Origin of the sequence: Streptomyces sp. MS06 (genome assembly GCF_047200655.1) — a bacterium.
In the GTDB taxonomy this organism is placed as follows: Bacteria; Actinomycetota; Actinomycetes; order Streptomycetales; family Streptomycetaceae; genus Streptomyces.
In genome coordinates, this window is sequence record NZ_JBJZOJ010000026.1 from 56,403 (window position 1) to 74,321 (window position 17,919).

Sequence of the window (17,919 nt, forward strand, 5' to 3'; positions counted from 1 at the left end):
AGGGGGCCTCGGCCGCACCGTGCGCCCCCGGAATATCAAGGCCTCCAGACGACGCGATGTTCCCCGAGCCGCGCCAGCACCGCGTGGTTCGCCTCCCACCCGTCCGGGAACTTCATGACCGTACCGAGCTGCACCGGCTCGGTCGACGGGTAGTCGTCGAGCAGTTCGCCCACGCCCGCACGGCACACGACGATGCAGGCGTGGCGGTGCCGGGAGGCCAGGACGCACAGCCGCCCGGTCTCCAGATGGAACGCGGTGGCGTCCGGGCGGCCGGACAGCGGGTGCAGGACCACCGTCACCTCGAACTCCCGGCCCTGGAGCCGGTTCGCCGTGTCGACGGCGACCCCGCCCGCGCCCAGCTCGGCGAGCGCCGCCCGCACCGCCGCCGCCTGGTCTCGGTGGGCGGTGCCCACGGCGATCCGGTCGGCGGTCAGCGGGGCCGGCTCCGCCGAGCGCTCCGACACCGACGCACCGCCCCTGTCCAGCAGTCTGCGCACGACCGCCGCCACCGCCCGCACCGCCTCCGGGTCGGTGCGCGGGGTGTGCCGCGCCGGCAGCTCCAGCAGACCCCAGCCCGAGACGGCCGCCTCGTCGATCACCCGGTCCGGACCGGAGCCGTCCGAGGGGACGGCGAAGGAGAGCCGGCGGTCGCCGTGCCCGGTACCGCTGCGGAAGGGCGTGTACGGGTAGAAGGCGTCCGACACCAGCGGAGCCGCCGACGCCGGCAGCCGCCACGACACCGGCAGCCGGTGCTGGGGAAGTCCGGGATTGTGCGCGAGCAGGGTCGTCACCGCGGACGCCGACGGATCGTACGCCAGGCCCGCCCACTGCTCGCTGCCCACGATCGCGAACGGGTCGAGCTGGCCCGGGTCGCCCACGAACAGCGCCCGTTCGAACAGTCCGGCCACGGAGAGCAGACCGTCCGACCGCATCTGGTACGCCTCGTCGACGATCGCGTGCCGCCAGGGCTCGTCCACCCTGACGTGCGCCCACTTCGCCGCGGTGGACACCACCACCGGCAGCCCCGCCAGATCGGCCGCCTTCGCCGAGGTCCGCACCTGCGGCAGGCCGTCCAGCGCCCGGTCGTACGGGTCGGCGTCGCTGCTGTGCAGGCGCCCCACCGGTAGTTCCGGGTCCTTCTCCGCGAGCCGCAGCACCAGATCGTCGACCTGCGCGTTGGTCTGCGCCACCACCATCAGCGGGCGGCCGGCGCTGGCCAGTTCCAGCGCCGCCCGCACCACCAGGGTGGACTTCCCGGCGCCCGGCGGTGAGTCGACGACGACGCCGCGGTGCGGGCTGTGCAGGGTGTCCGCCAGGATCGCGTCCGTGGCCCGGGTGGCCGCGGCCCCCGGATCGAAGTCCGTCTCGGCCGCCGTCACAGCACGTCCTCCCCGGTCACCGCGTCGGCCGGCTCCGGCGGCCGCTCCCCGGGCGGCCCGCCGTGCGTCCACGGCGTGTCCTCCGGCTCCGGCAGCTTCGCGCCGCCGCGCTGCTCGTGCTCGAACAGCGTGAAGCAGACCCGGTCGCCCTTCACCGGCACCGAGCCCTCCGCCGGCTCCTTGCCGCGGCCCATCCGGTCGACGATGCGCAGCACCACCAGAGCGCCGTCCTCCTCCTGCCCCGCGTACTCGGCCGCCTGCGGCTTCCCGTCCAGGGACCGGTAGACCCTGGCCCGCCCGCCGAGACGGGGCCGGTCGTCGGTGCGGACCGTGACCAGCGGCCGCGGGCTGGGCCGCCGGCTCTCGCTGTAGGCCATGACCACGTCGGTGACCTCTCCCGCGAACGCCTCGCCGGCCAGCCGCCGCCCGGCCATCACCAGGGGATCGTCCAGCGCCTCCTGGGCCTCCAGCCGGGCCTGTTCGCGCTCGCGGGCGGCGAGCTTGCTCGCCGCGGTGACGGCGTCGTCGTGGCGCGGCTGCGGGGGCTCGCCCGCCAGCACCCGGTCGCGGTGGCCGGTGAACGACCAGCGGTCGCGCGTCCACCGCTGGGCCACATGCCCGCCCTCGGGCAGCGCCCGCAGCAGGTCCAGGCCCTGCCAGACCTTCTCCCAGGTGGGCTGGGTGCGGCTGCGCACCAGTTCCCGGATCTCCTGCTCCGCGTCGGCGAGGGCGCCCAGCCGGGCGTCCGCCTCCGGTCCGTCCTCGGCGGCGGCGAGAGCGGTACGCGCCCGGTCGTAGCGCTCGACGGCCGGCGCGAGCAGCCGGTTGTCGAAGGCGGGATCGGTGGCCGGGCCGGCGGGCGGGCACAGCAGCTGCCCCGCGTCGTCCCGGGCGAGTTCGGCGCGCAGCGCCGCCTGCGCCCCCGGGACGCCGTCCGGGGGGTCGATCCACGCCAGCAGTGCGCCCAGGTGCTGGTCCTCCAGCCCGGACTGGCCGGTCGCCCAGTGCCGCGCCAGCACCTCGGTCAGGGGAAGCAGCAGCGAGGAACCGGGTACCCGGGCCCGCTCGCCGAAGTGGGTGAGCCACCGCCCCAGCAGCGGCACCCGCGGCGGTGCCGGATGCAGGGCCTCCGGGTCCTGCTCCGCCGTCCGCCGGAACCGCATCGACCGGCCGAGCAGCCGGACCAGGTCTACGCCCGCGCTGCTCGGCACGATCAACTGCGGTGCGTCCGCGCACAGCTCGACCTCCACCCTGACCCGTCTGCCGGTCTCCGGATCGGTCTCGGTCCGCTCGGCGGGCTCCACGGCCCCGGCGTGCGCGTCGACGTACGGCAGCACCGCGTCGGCCAGCTCGGACAGGAACGCGAACCTGCGCTCGCGGTCACGCGGCTGCGGTACGACGAGCAACCGCGGCGCGTCCCGCTCGGTGCCGACCAGCGCGCCGAGCGGCGCGCCCGCCTCGCCCGCCGTGGTCAGCGGCACCAGCACCAGCGGACGGTCGGACAGGTGGCGGTGGCGGACCGTGGTCAGGGGCAGGGCGCGCCCGGCGGCGACCGCCTCCAGCCGGGCCAGGCCGGTGATCAGGGACATACCGCCTCCCCGGTCGCCGCGGCCGCCGGAACGGCACCGCTCAGGGCCTCCGCCCGCAGGGCCGCCGCCCGGCGCAGCGCGGCCACCGCCGGGTCCGCGGGGTCCCCGGCCTCCCCGCGAGCCGCCGCCAGGACGTCACCGACCCGGGTCAGACCGCCCAGCTCGGCGCGGACCGAACGGCCCAGCGAGGTCACCGCGCCGTCCGCGCGGGCCCGGTCCCGGCAGTGGAAGGCCAGCTCGCAGGTGGCCAGGCACTCCGGCGCGTACGCCGCCGGGACCGACTCGACGGCGGCCGTGAGCCGCTGCGCGGGCTGTTCGGGGGAGAAGCAGGTCCCCTCGGGCAGCGCCTCGGCGATGTCCTCCAGGCGGGCGAGGCGGGCCAGTTGCCGCCTGGTGACCGCGCGCTGCTTGCGCACGTCGACGGCGGAGGCGGTGGGCAGGTTGGAGAAGTCCCTGGGGCACACCAGGAGCACCCGGTGGCGCACCCGCGGCGGCGGGTCGAGGCGGGCGGCCACCTGCTCCAGCGCCAGCACGTAGACGGCGGCCTGCCGGGCGGCCGCTCCCACCTTCGCCGGGTCCGCCGAGCCGTCCAGCATCGGGAACGACTTGATCTCCACGACCGTCCAGCCGCCGTCCGGGTGCACGACCACCGCGTCCGGCTCCAGGAACGCGGGGGCCCCTGCCACGTCCAGCGCGAGCATCGGGTGGTCCAGCAGCGTCCAGCCGCCCGCCGCCACGGCCTCGCGCAGCGCGAGCGCGGTGCGCGCCGTGCGGCCCTCGGGACCCGACGCGGACAGATCGGGAACCCGTGCCCGCTCCGGCGGTTCGGCCCGGGGATCCAGCCGTTCGCGGACCAGCCTCAGCAGCTCCGCACCGCCGTCCGCCTTCACCCGCGCCTCGAAGGCGTTGCCCCGGGTGAGCGCGAACTGGGACTGCCCGAACGCCGAGGGCGTGCCCAGCGCGCCCGCCAGCGCGGCCTTGTCCACCCCGGCGCCGTCGAGGACGGCGCGTCTGTCGCATCCGGGGTTCGCGGCGAGCGCCGCGAGGGCGCGCGCGTCCAGGGCCTTGGCCGGTACGTCGGGTCCGCGCAGCTCAGCGAGCCGGTGCCGGAGCGCCGTCTCCCGCCTCCGCGGGGCTGGCACCGGGCTCCGCTCCGGTGCCGGGCCGTGCATCGCGCTGCCGTGGGAATCGCTCACCCGGGGAAGTCTGGCATCCGACACTGACATTCGGGTCCCCGCCGTCCCGGGAGACGGCCGCGGCCCCTGGCGCGCCGACCGTCCCGGTGCCCGGCCGCAGCAACGGCACCCACGCTCCCAGCCACCCGCGCCCGCGGTCCAGGGCGCGCATCACCCACGGCGCCAGCAGCAGGCCGACGCCCATCACGGCGACGCCCGCGACCGCGTCCAGCAGGTAGTGGTTGGCGGTGCCCATCACCACCAGCGCGGTGGTCAGCGGGTAGACGACGCCGGCGACCTTCGCCGCGCGGGTGCCGCCGTGCCGCCACATCATGACCCCGCACCACAGTGCCCAGCCGACGTGCAGGCTCGGCATGGCCGCGTACTGGTTGGTCATACCGCCCATGCCGCGCGGTGCGCTCGCGGAGCCGCCCCACCAGCCGTAGGAGCTGTACTGGGCCATCGAGTCCACGAAGCCGTGCGCGCCGGCCAGCAGCCGCGGCGGGCAGGTGGGCAGCAGCGTGAAGCCGATCAGCCCGATGAAGGTCGAGGTCATCAGCCAGGTCCGGGCCCGGCGGTAGTCCCAGGCGCGCGACCTGAACAGCCACACCAGGATGAGCGGGGTGACCAGGTAGTGCAGCGAGGCGTACCAGAAGTCGGCCGGCACCCCGAGCCAGGCGGCCCGGGTGAACAGGCGGTTCAGCGGATGCTCGGCGTCGATGTGCAGGAACTGCTCGATCCGCAGGATCGCCAGGCCGTGGCCGACCGCCTCGGACACGTCGCCGCGCACCAGCAGCCGCCCGGCCGAGTAGCAGCCGTACACCAGCAGGATCAGCGGCAGTTCGGCCCACCAGCGCAGCCGGGCCCGCGGGGCTTCCTCGATGCCCGGTGTCTCGGTCGGTGGCATCCGATCCGCCCTCCCCCTTCGTTGTCGCTGCGGCGCCGGTCGCGCGGACCTGCCACCTTACGGCGTCCCCGGGCTGTTCCCGAGGGCGCCCCCGGCCCTGTGAGACGCGAGCGCCGCCCCCCGGGTTGCCCCTGACCAGCGTGCGCGATGATGGAACGGTTCCCCCGTCGTTCTCCTCCCTGTCACCCGGAAGGTCGCACATGGCACCGCGCATCCTGCTGGCCCGGCACGGACAGACCCAGTGGTCGCTGTCCGGCAAGCACACCGGCAGGACCGACGTACCCCTCCTGGAGGAGGGGCGGCGCGGCGCCAAGCTGCTCGGCGAGCGACTGCACCGCGCACCGTTCGAGGGGCTGATGGACGCCGAGGTCCGCACCAGCCCTCTGGTCCGCGCGCGGGAGACCTGTTCGCTCGCCGGGTTCGCGGACCGCGCGGCGACCTGGGACGCGCTGCTGGAGTGGGACTACGGCGGGTACGAGGGCCTGACGCCCGCCGAGATCCAGGAACGGCGCCCCGGCTGGCTCATCTGGCGCGACGGCGTCCCGGACGGGGAGTCCCTCGCCGAGGTGGCCGCCCGGGCCGACGAGGTGGTGTCCTGGGCCCGCTCCGCCGACCGGGACGTGCTGGTCTTCGCCCACGGCCACATCCTGCGCTCGATCGGCGCCCGCTGGCTCGGCATGCCGCTGGACTTCGCGGCCCGGATACGCCTCAACCCGACGTCCCTGTCGGTGCTCGGCTGGGCCTACGGCGAGCCGGCCCTGGAGACCTGGAACGACCTGGGGCACCTGACTCCCTAGCGGCCGGGACGGGCGCCGGCGGGGCGGAGCGCCGCGTCGGGACGGTGGCGCCAGGCGGCCCGGTGGCGGCGGTGTGACCGGCGGTGTGACCGGCGGTGGTGGCCCGTCGCGCGGGTGGCCGTCCCGGTGCTGCGCGGGGCGAGGCGCGGCGAGGGCCGAGGCGGGGGCCAGGCGCGGCGACCGTTGAGGCGGGGGGCGGAAGGGCCGCGGTTGGCGGCCGGGAGCCGCGGCTCAGGCCGTGCGCGGCGACGAGGCGTGCCGTTCCAGGAAGGCCGACACCCCGGACGCCCGCCGGTGCGGCAGCAGCACCCGGGCCGTGCCCGCGAGCATGCCCTGGATCCGCGAGGACTGAACGTCGCCCAGCAGGTCCAGTACCCGCATACCCGCCGCGGCGGCCTCGTCGGGCCGCCCCCCGCGCGCCAGGTCGTCCGCGAGCTCCGCCGTGTACAGCGCGGTGTTCCGGGTGAAGTGCGGGTCCTGCGGCTGCGCCGCCCGCCGCGCGTGCAGCGCCGCCCGCCGCCAGTCGCCCAGCGTGGACCAGCACTGCGCCTGGAGCACCTCCAACTCGGCCTCGCCGTAGAAGCTCATCCACTCGGGGTCGCGGTCCGAGGCGCCCCGGCCGAAGAGGGCCTGCGCGCGGGTCAGCGCCTGCTCGCAGCCCGCGCGGTCGGCGAGCGCGGCCCAGCCGCCCGCCTCGCGCATCGCGAGCAGGGACATCAGCCGGGCCGAGCCCAGGGGGCGCGCGACGCGCTGCGCGGCCTGCGCGGCCCGCAGCGCCTCACGCGGGCGCCCCGCGTCGCGGGCGAGGAACGCCGTGTTGCAGAAGGCGTGCGCCTCCAGCGCGGCGTCACCGGTCATCCGCGCGGTCGCGAGCGCCTCGGCGTAGTGCGAGCGCGCGTCGTCGAAGCGGCCCGAGTCGTGGGCCAGCCAGCCCACGGAGATGGCCAGTTCGCCGGCGCCGGAGTGCAGCCGGTCGGCGGTCGCCTGACGGGTGGCGCCTGCGTCCAGCAGCGCGTACGCGGCGCGCAGGGGCGCCGCCGCGCGACGGTACAGGCCGTCCGCGCCGTGCCGGTCGTCGAGCAGGCGGATCCTGCGGACGGCTTCCTCCAGGGCGCTCACCTCGCTCGCCCCGGCGCGGCGTGCGGGCCGGGCCGCGGCCTCGGCGCCGACGGCGGGCCCGAGCGGGCCCAGCGAGGCGGCGGCCACCGTGGCGCCCGAGCCGGTCATGAATGCGCGACGCAGCACGTCGCTCTCCTCGTCGTTGTCGTCCCTGTCGTACAGGCCGTGCGGATGGTGCGGGTGGTGCTGGTAGGGCAGGTAGTGCGGGTGGTGCGGGTGGTGCCCGTAGGGCGGCCGGTCCTGGCCGTGCGGATGCCGCGGGTCGCGCGGCGGGCCCTGCGGTGCCGGCGGAGTGCCCGGCTCCCCGGGGTCGCGCGGACCCGGCAGTGCATACGGTCCGGACCCCGGCTCCGTCTCACCGGGGCGGGCCCGGCGGCCGCGGACCGAGGAACGCGGCGCGAAGCCGAGGTCCGTGAGCGTGCGTCCCGGGAACATGTGCAGGAACACCCGCTCGTAGGCGTAGTTCGGGCAGCGGATCTCGCCTGCCTCCACCCGGCCGATGTAGCGCGCGTCGCAGCTCACCCGCTCGCCGATCTCTCGGGCCGCCCGCCGCACCAGTGCGGCGAACTCGGCGGGGGAGCGCCGGCCCCGTAGCCGCCGGAAGGCCAGATTGGGGCGGGGCGGCTGATGAGGGTGTGATGAGGCCACCGTTGACGACGCCATGGCCGGGTCCTCTCGTGCGAACCGTCGAACCAGGCCGGATACGGGGTCGAAACGACCTGTGGACCGGCGAGAGCACCCCGGGTTCCGGCGGCATGAACGTACCTTCTGTGGTCGTTCCGCCACGCAGTGTTTGGCTACAAACCGGATATCTCATCCACGATCTGCCATGAACTGCCATCCTTTGCGGCGGACTTCCGCCGTAGCCGTTGACACCGCCGTGCGTTGAACCCTTCGGAGCGCACAGTCGCGACAGGTGTTGTCAGGTGTTCAGGGGATTCCGTGGTGGAGGCCGGGATGGAGATCAGCCGTATGTCCCACCCTCGTCCGGTGCCGGTGCTGCCGAGGCACTCGCCGGGCCAGGACCGCGGCGAGCCGCCGAGGGAGTGCGAGCTCGTGACCGTACCGACGCGGCAGGGCCTGGAAGCCGTGGACATCCTGCGCCGGGGGGCCGGCGAGGCGGTCGGCCCGGTCCTGCACGACGACGACCGCGACACCCTCGGCTTCCTGGTCCCGCCCGGCACCGCGGCCGGCTGGGACGTACCGGGCAGTACCTGCACCCGGACCGACGGACGCGGACGGCGGGCGACCCCCGAGCCGCCGGTCGAGGGCTCCGACTGGCTGGTCGCGCCGGGCGAGGCGGACCCGGCGACCGACCCGGCGGAGCTGCGGGCGGCACTGGACGAGGCGGCCCGGCTGATCGAGGTGGCCGACAACTGCCGCTGAGCCGGCGACGATCGCGCCATCGGCCCGGCGTCGATCGCGCCATCGGCCCGGCGACGGCCGCCGGGCCGGGCAACCGCCGCCCGGCCCGTGACCGGCGGCCGGGCCCGACTGCCGGGCGGAACCGGCAAGCGGCCGCCGGGCCGGGCGGCCGGGCTCGTGCCGGCCGGGCTCGTGCCGGGGCGGCCGTGCACGTCGCGAGCGCCGAACGGGGCGCCCGACCCGATAATGGCCGGATGGGAAAGTCCAGGAAACCCCGGCGCCGGTCGGCCGCCGCCGCGCCCGTCGTGGAGAACGTCGACGGCGGGCTCGCCGAGCTGATACCCGACCCGGACCGGGCGCGGGCCTGGACCCTGCTCGTCGACGGGGCGCCGCAGTCGCACGTCGACCTGGACGATCCGGCGTACCTCTCCTTCGAGTACCAGCGGCGCCTCGGCCACGTCGTCGACCTGGCAGCCCCGCCCGGCCGGCCGATCCGCGCCGTGCACCTCGGCGGCGGCGCCCTCACCCTCGCCCGCTACACGGCCGCCACCCGCCCCCGCTCCACCCAGCAGGTCGTCGAGCGGGACGCCGCTCTCGTCCGACTGGTCCGCCGCGAACTGCCCCTGGAACCCGCGGCGCGCATCCGGGTGCGGTCCGCCGATGCCCGGGAGGGGCTGGCCAAGGTGCCCGACGGCTGGGCCGACCTCCTCATCGCCGACGTGTTCAGCGGCACCCGCACCCCGGCCCACCTGACCTCCGCCGAGTTCCTCGACGAGGTGCGCAGGGCGCTGCGCCCGGGCGGGCTCTACGCAGCCAACCTCGCCGACGGGCCCCCGCTGGCGCACCTGCGCGGCCAGATCGCCACCGCCGCCTCCCGGTTCACCGCCCTCGCCCTCGTCGCGGACCCGTCGATGCTGCGCGGCAAGCGCTTCGGCAACGCCGTGCTCCTCGCCTCCGACCTGCCGCTGCCGGTCGCCGAACTGACCCGGCTGGCGGCCTCCGATCCGCACCCCGGACGGGTCGAACACGGCAGGGCGCTCACCGACTTCACCGGTGGCGCAGTGGCCGTCACGGACGCGGCGGCCGTCGACTCCCCGGCCCCGCCGCCCTCCCTGTTCCGCTGAGTGCCGCCCGGCGCGGGAACGGCGACCCGAGGGGACTCCACCGCGGGCGCCGAGACCCCGGCGCCGCGGCGGTCCCGGTCCTGCGGCCACCGTCGTGGCGCCGGGGCCGCGAGGCGGGCGGCGCGGTTCTCCGCGGCCGTCCGGCTCAGTAGTTCCCGATCTCCACCCGCGGCGGACCGTCGTGCCAGGTGCAGAACACCGACACCCGGTCCGCGCCCGAACTGAACTCCACCCGGATCCAGGACTCCGTCTTCCACACCTGCATGGACCAGCCGGACCCGGGGGTGGCCGACACCAGGGACGCGCTCACCGACCCGAGGTCGAAGACCGCGCGGCCGCCGTCGGTGTCGTAGCTCCTGACCCGGCCCGAGGCAGCGGCCGAGGGCGAAGGAGCGGGGCCGGTGGGCGGCGGCTCCGAAGCGGCGGGCGACGCCGCCGGCGCCGTGGTCCGGTGCGGTTCCGGCGAAGGGCCGGTGGCCGTGGCGGACGGTGAGGCGGGCGCGGTCGGCCCGGTCGGCGGCGCGGACACCCGGGCGGCCGCCTCGGCCGCGGTGATCGGCAGAGCCCGCGGCGGGTCGTACGCCGTTCCCGCCATCACCGTGTGCACGCCCCACCACGACAGCGTGGCCGCCGCGCCGGTGGCGAGCGACCACGCGAGCACGTGCAGGAGTCCTCTGCGCATCGCGGGCCATACTGCCGCACACCCGCCGTGCCGCGCACCTTTCCCGGTGTTCCGCTTCCGGCGTCGGTCCCCCGTGTTCCGCTTCCGGTCCCGGGCACTCGGGCCCCCGCCCGCCGTCGCCCGCACGGCTCGTCCACAGCGCAGGAGTTGTCCACAGGCGCGGGCTGCGGGCCGAGCGCATGGCGTACGGTGCGGCGCATGGCAAGTGTGCTCGTGGTCGAGGACGACCAGTTCGTGCGCTCGGCGCTCATCCGCCACCTGACCGACGCCTCGCACACCGTGCGCAGCGTCGGCACGGCGCTCGAGGCGCTGCGCGAGGTCGCCCACTTCCGTTTCGACGTCGTCGTCCTGGACCTCGGACTGCCCGATCTGGACGGCTCCGAGGCGCTGAAGATGCTGCGCGGCATCACCGACGTGCCGGTGATCATCGCGACCGCACGGGACGACGAGGCGGAGATCGTGAGGCTGCTGAACGCCGGCGCGGACGACTACCTCACCAAGCCGTTCTCCGTGGAGCACCTCTCGGCGCGCATGGCGGCCGTCCTCCGCCGGTCCCGGCCGGCCGCGGGCGGGTCCGCGCCGCCCGCGGTCCTGCGGGTCGGCGGGCTGACCGTCGACCCGCGGCGCCGCCAGGCCGAACTGGACGGCATACGACTCGACCTGACCCGGCGGGAGTTCGACCTGCTCGCCTTCCTGGCGCGCCGGCCGGGCGTCGTGGTGCCGCGCCGGGAACTGCTCGCCGAGGTGTGGCAGCAGTCCTACGGGGACGACCAGACCATCGACGTCCACCTGTCGTGGCTGCGGCGGAAGCTGGGGGAGACCGCCGCCCGGCCCCGCTATCTGCACACCCTGCGCGGGGTCGGCGTGAAGCTCGACCCGCCGGCGGAGGGCGAGCCGACGCGATGAGATGGGCGCTGGTCAAGGTCTGCCTGGCGGTCACCACCATGGTGGTGGTCGCGTTCGCCGTCCCGCTCGGACTCGTCGTCAAGGAGATGGCCCGCGACCGCGCCTTCTCCAAGGCGGAGCGCCAGGCCGCGGCCGTCGTACCGGCCCTCGCGATCACCACCGACCGCGACCAGCTCGAACGGGTCGTCGCCTCGGCCGGTGCGGACGCCGGCATGGCCGTGCACCTGCCCGCGGGCGACGGACGGCCCGGCGTCGACCTCGGGCGGCGGCGCGCCGCCGAGGAGGACGTCGCGACCGTGCGGAGACTGGGCCGCGCCTCCACCGCCGAGGTGCCGGGCGGCTTTGCCCTGCTGGAGCCGGTCGCACTCGGTTCCGGTTCGACGGCCGTCGTCGAGGTGTACGTCCCCGAGGCCGAGGTCAGCAACGGCGTGGGCACGGCCTGGGCGGTGCTCGCCGCGGTCGGGGCCGCCCTCGTCGTCGGGTCCGTCGCGGTCGCCGACCGGCTGGGCGTCCGGATGGTGCGGCCCGCCCGGCGGCTGGTCGAAGGGGCCGAGGAACTGGGCGAGGGCAAGCTGGGCGCCCGGGTTCCGGAGGACGGCCCGACCGAACTGCGGCTGGCGGCCTCGGCGTTCAACGCGATGGCCGACCAGGTCGTCCAACTGCTGGCCAACGAGCGCGAACTGGCGGCGGACCTCTCCCATCGGCTGCGCACCCCGCTGACCGTGCTCCGGCTGAACGCCGCCTCGCTCGGCGACGGCCCCGCCGCCGAGCAGACCAGGGCCGCGGTCGAGCAGTTGGAGCGGGAGGTCGACACCATCATCCGCACCGCGCGGGACGCCCGGCCGCAGACCGCGGCGGCCGGTGCGGGGGCCGGCTGCGACGCCGCCGAAGTGGTCCGGGAGCGGATGGAGTTCTGGTCGGCGCTGGCCGAGGACGAGGGCCGCAAGTGGCGGCTGGCAGGCGTGGACCGGCCGGTGCGCGCCCCCGTGGCCCGCGCCGACCTGGCCGCCGCCCTGGACGCCCTCCTCGGCAACGTGTTCCGGCACACCGCCGAGGGCACGGCCTTCGCCGTCGACCTGCACAACGGTGAGGACGCGGTGATCGTGCTGGTCTCGGACGCCGGGCCGGGCATACCCGACCCCGCGGCCGCGATGGCGCGGGGCCGGGGTTCCGGCAGCGACGGTTCGACGGGGCTCGGTCTGGACATCGTGAGGCGGCTGGCCGAGGCGACCGGCGGGGACGTACGCCTCGGCAGGTCGGTGCTGGGCGGTACCGAGGTGCGGATCTGGATCCAGCTCGACGGGCGCGAGCGGGCCTCCGGCCGCAGGGGCCACCGGGGGGCGGTGCGGCGGCGCCGGCGCGCGGTGGTGACGTGACCGTGTGCAGCCGCGGACCTCGCCCACTGGTCTCGACCTTTAACCGGCTCCGATCCCTTCCTTAAGCGCGCCCTAAGAACCCCGACCCCGGTCCGTATCGGGCGGTTTGCCGGGTTCCGGATCGCTAGCGTGCTGCCTCACCCCACCCCCCGCGGACCCCGGCCGGGCGCTTCGGGGGTCCCCGTGAACAGCGAAGGCAGGCACGCGATGAGCACGCACCGGCGCAAGGTCAGCGGCAGGAGCAAGGCGATCGGCGGACTGGTGGCCGCAGCCGTCGTGGGCGGCGGCGCCGTCCTGCTCACCGGCACCGCGCAGGCCGCCGGCATCGACGCCGCGTACACCAGGACCAGCGACTGGTCGACCGGCTACACCGCCCAGTACGTCGTGACCAACAACAGCGGCGGTCCGGAGCAGGACTGGAAGCTGGAGTTCGACCTGCCGTCCGGCTCCACCCTCAGCTCCCTGTGGAACGGCACGTCCAGCGTGAGCGGCGGACACGTCACCGTGACGCCTCCCGGCTGGGACACCGACGGACTCGCCCCCGGCGAGTCGGTCACCGTCGGTTTCGTCGTCAACGGGACCGGTGACCCCTCGTCCTGCCGCATCGACGGCGCCGACTGCTCCACCGACGGCGGCGCCACGCCCGAGCCGAGCGGCCGCCCGACCCAGTCCCCGACGCCGGCCCCCACCTCGTCCGCCACGCCGACCCCGACCGCGTCCACCCCGACCGGCTCCGCCACTCCGACCGGCTCGGCCACCCCGACCGCCTCGCCGTCCCCCTCGCAGAGCGGTGGAACCGGCACCGGCACCACCGGCGCGGCCGGCTTCGCCCCGTACGTCGACACGTCCCTCTACCCGGCCTTCGACCTGCTGGCCAGCGCGGACCAGACCGGCGTGAAGAACTACAACCTGGCCTTCGTCACCGACGGCGGCGGCTGCACCCCCAAGTGGGGCGGGGTCAGCGACCTCTCCAGCGACCGCGTGGCCTCCCAGATCGGCGCGCTGCGTGCCGAGGGCGGCGACGTGCGGGTCTCCTTCGGCGGCGCGTTCGGTTCCGAACTCGCCACCACCTGCTCCTCCGCGGACGCGGTGGCGGCGGCCTACGGCAAGGTCGTGGACGCCTACAAGCTCACCAGGGTCGACTTCGACATCGAGGGCGCCGCGCTGCCGAACACGGCCGCCAACACCCGCCGTGCGCAGGCCGTCGCCGCACTCCAGCGGCAGCACCCGGACCTGAACGTCTCCTTCACCCTGCCGGTGATGCCGGAGGGCCTCACCCAGGCCGGCGTGGACCTGCTGGCCAACGCCGAGCGGAACGGCGTCCGGATCGGCGCCGTCAACATCATGGCCATGGACTACGGCGCCTCCTACAGCGGTGACATGGGCACCTACGCCATCCAGGCCGCCACCGCCACCCAGGCCCAGATCAAGAGCGTGCTGGGGCTGAGCGACGGCGCCGCCTGGAAGAAGGTCGCGGTCACGCCGATGATCGGCGTCAACGACGTCTCCTCCGAGGTCTTCCGGGTCGACGACGCCACCCAGCTGGTGGACTTCGCCCGCTCCAAGGGCCTCGGCTGGCTGTCCATGTGGTCCGCGACCCGGGACAAGCAGTGCGCGGGCGGCGCCAAGTCCTCCGCCGACCCCACGTGCAGCTCGATCACCCAGCAGCCGTTCGCCTTCTCCAAGGCCTTCGGCGCCATCGACTGACGCGACCGGCGACCGGCGACCTGCGAGCGACAGCCCGCAACCGCCGCGGCCGTCCCGCACACCAGCACCCCCGCAGCCCCCCGCACCCCCGCAGCCCCCCACGCCAACGGGGACGCGCCCCGGCCGGCAATCCCCCCACCCGGCCGGGGCGCCGGCGTGTGCGCGCAGGCCGGCCGGACGGGCACGCCCCCTGCGACGCGCGGCACGCGGGCGGCGCGGACGGGCGCGGCACGCTCCCCTGCGCGTGCCGCGCCCGCGGTTCGGAACACCCCTGCGCAGTGGTGCCCGGTGCTAGCCCCGCTGCCCGGGGGCCGGCAGCGAGCCCGTACGCGCGGCCTCCCCGTACCACCGCGCGCTCGACTTCGGCGTGCGGGCGAGCGTCGCGTAGTCGACGTACACCGCGCCGAACCTCTTGCCGTATCCGTAGGCCCATTCGAAGTTGTCCATCAGGGACCACAGGTAGTAGCCGCGGACGTCCGCGCCGTCGGTGAGGGCGCGGCGGACCGCGGAGAGGTGGCCGTGCAGGTACGCGATCCGCTCCGGGTCGTGGACGCTGCCGTCGGCGTTCGGTTCGTCGTCGTAGGCGGCGCCGTTCTCCGTGACGTACAGGGGCAGTCCGGGGGCCTCCCGGTGGTAGCGCATGATCAGCTCGTGCAGACCCGTCGGGTCGATGGTCCAGCCCATCTCGGTGCGGTCGCCGGGCGTCTGGTGGAACGCCACGTCCTCGGCGCCCGGCCAGGGGGAGTGGTCGCTGGCACCGTGGCCGTCGGCGCGCGGTCCCTCGCGGCCCGGGTCTCCCGCCGAGACGAGCGCGGGCGTGTAGTAGTTCAGGCCCAGCGCGTCCAGCGGCTGGTGGATCGCGGCCAGGTCGCCCTCGTGGACGAACGACCAGTCCGTCAGCGAGGAGGTCGAGGCGAACAGCGTCTCCGGGTAGGCGCCGTGCAGCAGCGGGCCGTGGAAGACGCCGTTGGCCAGGTCGTCGATCCTGCGGGCGGCCGCCAGGTCCGCCGGGTCCTGGGACAGCGGCCGCACCACGGCGGAGTTCAGGCTGACCGCGATCGAGTTGCGGACCGGCATCACCGCGCGCAGCGCCTGGGCCGCGAGGCCGTGCCCCAGGTTGAGGTGGTGCGCGGCACGCAGGGAGGCCGCGGGCTCGGTGCGGCCCGGCGCGTGCACGCCGGAGGCGTAGCCGAGGAAGGCGCTGCACCACGGCTCGTTGAGCGTGATCCAGTTCTCCACCCGGTCACCGAGCGCCTCGCCGACGATCTGCGCGTACTCGGCGAACCGCAGCGCGGTGTCGCGCTCAGGCCAGCCGCCGGCGTCCTCCAGCTCCTGCGGCAGGTCCCAGTGGTAGAGGGTGACGGCGGGTTTGATGCCCTGCGACAGCAGCTCGTCCACCAGGCGGCGGTAGAAGTCCAGGCCCACCTGGACGGCGGGGCCGCGGCCGGTCGGCTGGACGCGCGACCAGGAGACGGAGAAGCGGTAGGCGTTCAGCCCCAGCTCCTTCATCAGGGCCACGTCCTCGCGGTAGCGGTGGTAGTGGTCGACAGCGATGTCACCGGTCTCGCCGCCGAGCGTCTTCCCCGGCGTGTGGCTGAAGGTGTCCCAGATCGACGGGGTCCGGCCGCCCTCCCGCACCGCTCCCTCGATCTGGTAGGCGGAGGTCGCGGCGCCCCAGAGGAAGGCAGGGGGGAAGGTCACCGGGTTCGCCGGGTTCGCCGGTTGCACCGAGGGCGCCGGGTTCATCGAGGTCACCGAGGTCACCGGATTCGAGGGGTCAGGCATGGAAGCGCTCCCATATGCGGTCGTGGAGGACCGATGAGTTGGCGGGTGGATGGGGGGTGCCCGGCGCGCGCGGTGCGCGCGGGGCGGGCGGTGGTGAGGGCCGGGGCGGCGCTGACCCGGCCCCCTGGACGAAGGCGGAGCGTCCGGCGGGTCAGCCCTTCACCGCGCCCTGCATGATGCCGCCCACGATCTGCTTGCCGAACAGCAGGAAGGCGACCAGCAGGGGCAGCGTGCCGAGCAGCGCACCCGCCATGATCACCGAGTCGTCCGGGATGTAGCCGGTACCGAGCTGGTTCAGGGCGACCTGGACGGTCGGGTTCTGGCCGGTCAGGGCGATGATGGGCCACAGGAAGTCGTTCCAGGCCATCACGAAGGTCAGCAGTCCGAGCACCGCCATCGCGGGACGCGCCGCCGGGAAGACGATGTGCCACACGATCCGCAGGCTGCTCGCGCCGTCGACCCGCCCCGCCTCGATCAGTTCGCCGGGCAGCGCCTGGACCAGGTACTGCCGCATGAAGAACGTACCGAAGGCGCTGACCAGGGTCGGCAGGATGACGGTCTGCAGGTGGTTGGCCCAGCCCAGGTCGGTCATCCACAGGTACAGCGGCACGACGGCGAGCTGCGGCGGGATCATCATGGTGCCGATCGTCACCAGCAGCAGCGTCGAGGAGAACCGGAACTTCAGCTTGGCGAAGGCGAACCCGGCGAGCGTGGAGAACAGCACCGTGCCGGCGGTGATGGTGCCCGCCACGAAGATGCTGTTGAACATGGCCTTGCCGAGACCCGCCTGGTCCCAGGCGGTTCCCAGGTTCTTGAACAGGTTGCCGCCGAACCACAGCGGTGGCGGGGTCTGCGCCAGCCGGGTGTTGGTGCGGGAGGCCGCGACGGCCGTCCACACCAGCGGGGCGAGCGAGATCAACGCGAAGACTGCCAGGACGACGTAGGTGACCGGCCCGGCGTGCATCTGCTTGCCCGCGCCCATCACCCGGCGCCGGTCGGCCTTGCGGCCGCCGCGGGCCTTCTGGCGCGGCAGCGTCACATCACTGGTGGTCATTGGGACTTCCTCAGCCGTCGGGTGAGCAGCATGTTGACCGCGGCCACGATCAACAGGATCAGGAACATCGACCAGGCGATGGCGGAGGCCTTGCCGAGGTTGCCGATGATCCAGCCCTGGTCGTACATGTACAGACCGAGCGTCTGGTACTGGTGCTCGGAGCCGCCCTTGGTGCCGCTGACCCCGCCGAACAGCAGCGGCTCGCCGAAGAGCTGGGTCGCGCCGATGGTGGAGACGACGATCGTGAACAGGATCGTCGGCCGCAGCATCGGGACCGTCACGTTCCGGAACTGCTGCCAGCGGTTGGCGCCGTCGATCGCCGCCGACTCGTACAGGTCGGCCGGGATCGCCTGCATGGCCGCCAGGTAGATGAGCGCGTTGTAGCCGGTCCACCGCCACACGACGATGGAGGACACCGCGAGCTGCGAACCCCAGTCGGACTCACGCCAGTTGACCGGGTGCAGGCCGATCGAGTCGAGGATCCAGTTGAACATGCCGCTCTCGGGCGCGTAGAGCAGCGTGAAGACCAGGGTCGCGGCGGCCACCGAGGTGGCGTACGGGGTGAGCATCACCACGCGCCAGACGGTCGAGCCGCGCAGCCGGTAGTTCAGCATGTGCGCCAGCCAGATCGCCGCCATCAGCTGCGGGACGGTGGAGATCAGGCCGATGGTGAAGGTGTTCTCCAGGGCGTTCCAGAAGAACTCCGAGGAGAAGAGGTTGGCGTAGTTGTCCAGTCCCGCCCAGGTCTGCTGGTCCAGACTCGACAGCTGCACGTGGTGCAGCGAGTACCAGGCGGTGTAGAGCAGCGGCACCAGCGAGAAGGCGCCGAAGATCAGGAAGAAGGGGGAGATGAACACGTACGGCGACGCCTTCATGTCCCAGCGGTACAGCCGGCTGCGCCGGGAGTCTCCTCCGTGAGCCGGACCGCCGCGACCGTGAGCGCGGCGGGGGGGG

At 74.8% G+C, this 17,919-nt stretch carries 15 protein-coding genes; 6 read left to right on the forward strand and 9 right to left on the reverse strand.

From position 1 onward, the window contains the following. Positions 1 to 35: 35 nt before the first annotated feature. The 4 genes from ACL02U_RS16390 to ACL02U_RS16405 are packed head-to-tail and all read right to left on the reverse strand — an operon-like array spanning position 36 to position 5,050. Positions 36 to 1,379, reverse strand: coding sequence for an AAA domain-containing protein (locus tag ACL02U_RS16390; protein ID WP_412791568.1), 1,344 nt, complete (start codon positions 1,377 to 1,379; stop codon positions 36 to 38). Next, on the reverse strand, positions 1,376 to 2,968 hold the full coding sequence (locus ACL02U_RS16395) for a hypothetical protein (protein WP_412791569.1): 1,593 nt from the start codon (positions 2,966 to 2,968) through the stop codon (positions 1,376 to 1,378). The genes ACL02U_RS16390 and ACL02U_RS16395 overlap by 4 nt, the downstream gene beginning before the upstream one ends. Continuing rightward, positions 2,959 to 4,110, reverse strand: a complete 1,152-nt coding sequence (locus ACL02U_RS16400; protein WP_412791570.1) for a hypothetical protein — start codon at positions 4,108 to 4,110, stop codon at positions 2,959 to 2,961. Before ACL02U_RS16400 ends, ACL02U_RS16395 begins: the two co-directional genes overlap by 10 nt. Then, positions 4,061 to 5,050, reverse strand: a complete 990-nt coding sequence (locus ACL02U_RS16405; RefSeq protein WP_412791571.1) for a phosphatase PAP2 family protein — start codon at positions 5,048 to 5,050, stop codon at positions 4,061 to 4,063. Before ACL02U_RS16405 ends, ACL02U_RS16400 begins: the two co-directional genes overlap by 50 nt. Positions 5,051 to 5,250: 200 nt before the next feature. Between ACL02U_RS16405 and ACL02U_RS16410 the strand changes: the two genes are divergently transcribed. Then, a complete protein-coding gene (locus ACL02U_RS16410) occupies positions 5,251 to 5,847 on the forward strand; it encodes a histidine phosphatase family protein (RefSeq protein WP_412791572.1) in 597 nt (198 codons plus the stop codon). A 231-nt stretch (positions 5,848 to 6,078) separates the two neighbouring features. Here ACL02U_RS16410 and ACL02U_RS16415 read toward each other — a convergent pair whose 3' ends face one another. Continuing rightward, complete coding sequence (locus ACL02U_RS16415; RefSeq protein ID WP_412791573.1) at positions 6,079 to 7,629, reverse strand: hypothetical protein; 1,551 nt, start codon at positions 7,627 to 7,629, stop codon at positions 6,079 to 6,081. Between the two features lie 309 nt (positions 7,630 to 7,938). Here ACL02U_RS16415 and ACL02U_RS16420 point away from each other — a divergent pair, with 309 nt between their 5' ends. Together ACL02U_RS16420 and ACL02U_RS16425 are read left to right on the forward strand one after the other, a co-directional pair. Next, positions 7,939 to 8,352: a hypothetical protein gene (locus ACL02U_RS16420; RefSeq protein WP_412791574.1), complete on the forward strand. Its 414-nt coding sequence runs from the start codon at positions 7,939 to 7,941 to the stop codon at positions 8,350 to 8,352. A gap of 233 nt (positions 8,353 to 8,585) precedes the next feature. Then, a complete protein-coding gene (locus ACL02U_RS16425; protein WP_412791575.1) occupies positions 8,586 to 9,455 on the forward strand; it encodes a spermidine synthase in 870 nt (289 codons plus the stop codon). 145 nt (positions 9,456 to 9,600) lie between these two features. On the opposite strand, the gene ACL02U_RS16430 is transcribed toward ACL02U_RS16425, so the two are convergent. After that, on the reverse strand, positions 9,601 to 10,137 hold the full coding sequence (locus ACL02U_RS16430) for a hypothetical protein (protein WP_412791576.1): 537 nt from the start codon (positions 10,135 to 10,137) through the stop codon (positions 9,601 to 9,603). Between the two features lie 198 nt (positions 10,138 to 10,335). On the opposite strand from ACL02U_RS16430, the gene ACL02U_RS16435 reads away from it, so the two are divergent. The 3 genes from ACL02U_RS16435 (at position 10,336) to ACL02U_RS16445 (ending at position 14,126) form a co-directional block, all read left to right on the forward strand. Further along, a complete protein-coding gene (locus ACL02U_RS16435) occupies positions 10,336 to 11,043 on the forward strand; it encodes a response regulator transcription factor (RefSeq protein ID WP_412791577.1) in 708 nt (235 codons plus the stop codon). After that, the gene (locus ACL02U_RS16440; RefSeq protein ID WP_412791578.1) at positions 11,040 to 12,419 is read left to right on the forward strand and encodes a sensor histidine kinase; all 1,380 of its coding nucleotides are present in this window, start codon (positions 11,040 to 11,042) and stop codon (positions 12,417 to 12,419) included. Before ACL02U_RS16435 ends, ACL02U_RS16440 begins: the two co-directional genes overlap by 4 nt. Positions 12,420 to 12,626: 207 nt before the next feature. Further along, the gene (locus ACL02U_RS16445) at positions 12,627 to 14,126 is read left to right on the forward strand and encodes a cellulose binding domain-containing protein (RefSeq protein ID WP_412791579.1); all 1,500 of its coding nucleotides are present in this window, start codon (positions 12,627 to 12,629) and stop codon (positions 14,124 to 14,126) included. A gap of 291 nt (positions 14,127 to 14,417) precedes the next feature. On the opposite strand, the gene ACL02U_RS16450 is transcribed toward ACL02U_RS16445, so the two are convergent. From ACL02U_RS16450 to ACL02U_RS16460, 3 genes are all read right to left on the reverse strand, one after another. Beyond that, positions 14,418 to 15,872, reverse strand: a complete 1,455-nt coding sequence (locus ACL02U_RS16450; RefSeq protein ID WP_412791599.1) for a GH1 family beta-glucosidase — start codon at positions 15,870 to 15,872, stop codon at positions 14,418 to 14,420. Between the two features lie 190 nt (positions 15,873 to 16,062). After that, on the reverse strand, positions 16,063 to 16,965 hold the full coding sequence (locus ACL02U_RS16455) for a carbohydrate ABC transporter permease (RefSeq protein WP_412791580.1): 903 nt from the start codon (positions 16,963 to 16,965) through the stop codon (positions 16,063 to 16,065). After that, the gene (locus ACL02U_RS16460; RefSeq protein WP_412791600.1) at positions 16,962 to 17,855 is read right to left on the reverse strand and encodes a carbohydrate ABC transporter permease; all 894 of its coding nucleotides are present in this window, start codon (positions 17,853 to 17,855) and stop codon (positions 16,962 to 16,964) included. Before ACL02U_RS16460 ends, ACL02U_RS16455 begins: the two co-directional genes overlap by 4 nt. Between the last annotated feature and the right edge of the window lie 64 nt (positions 17,856 to 17,919).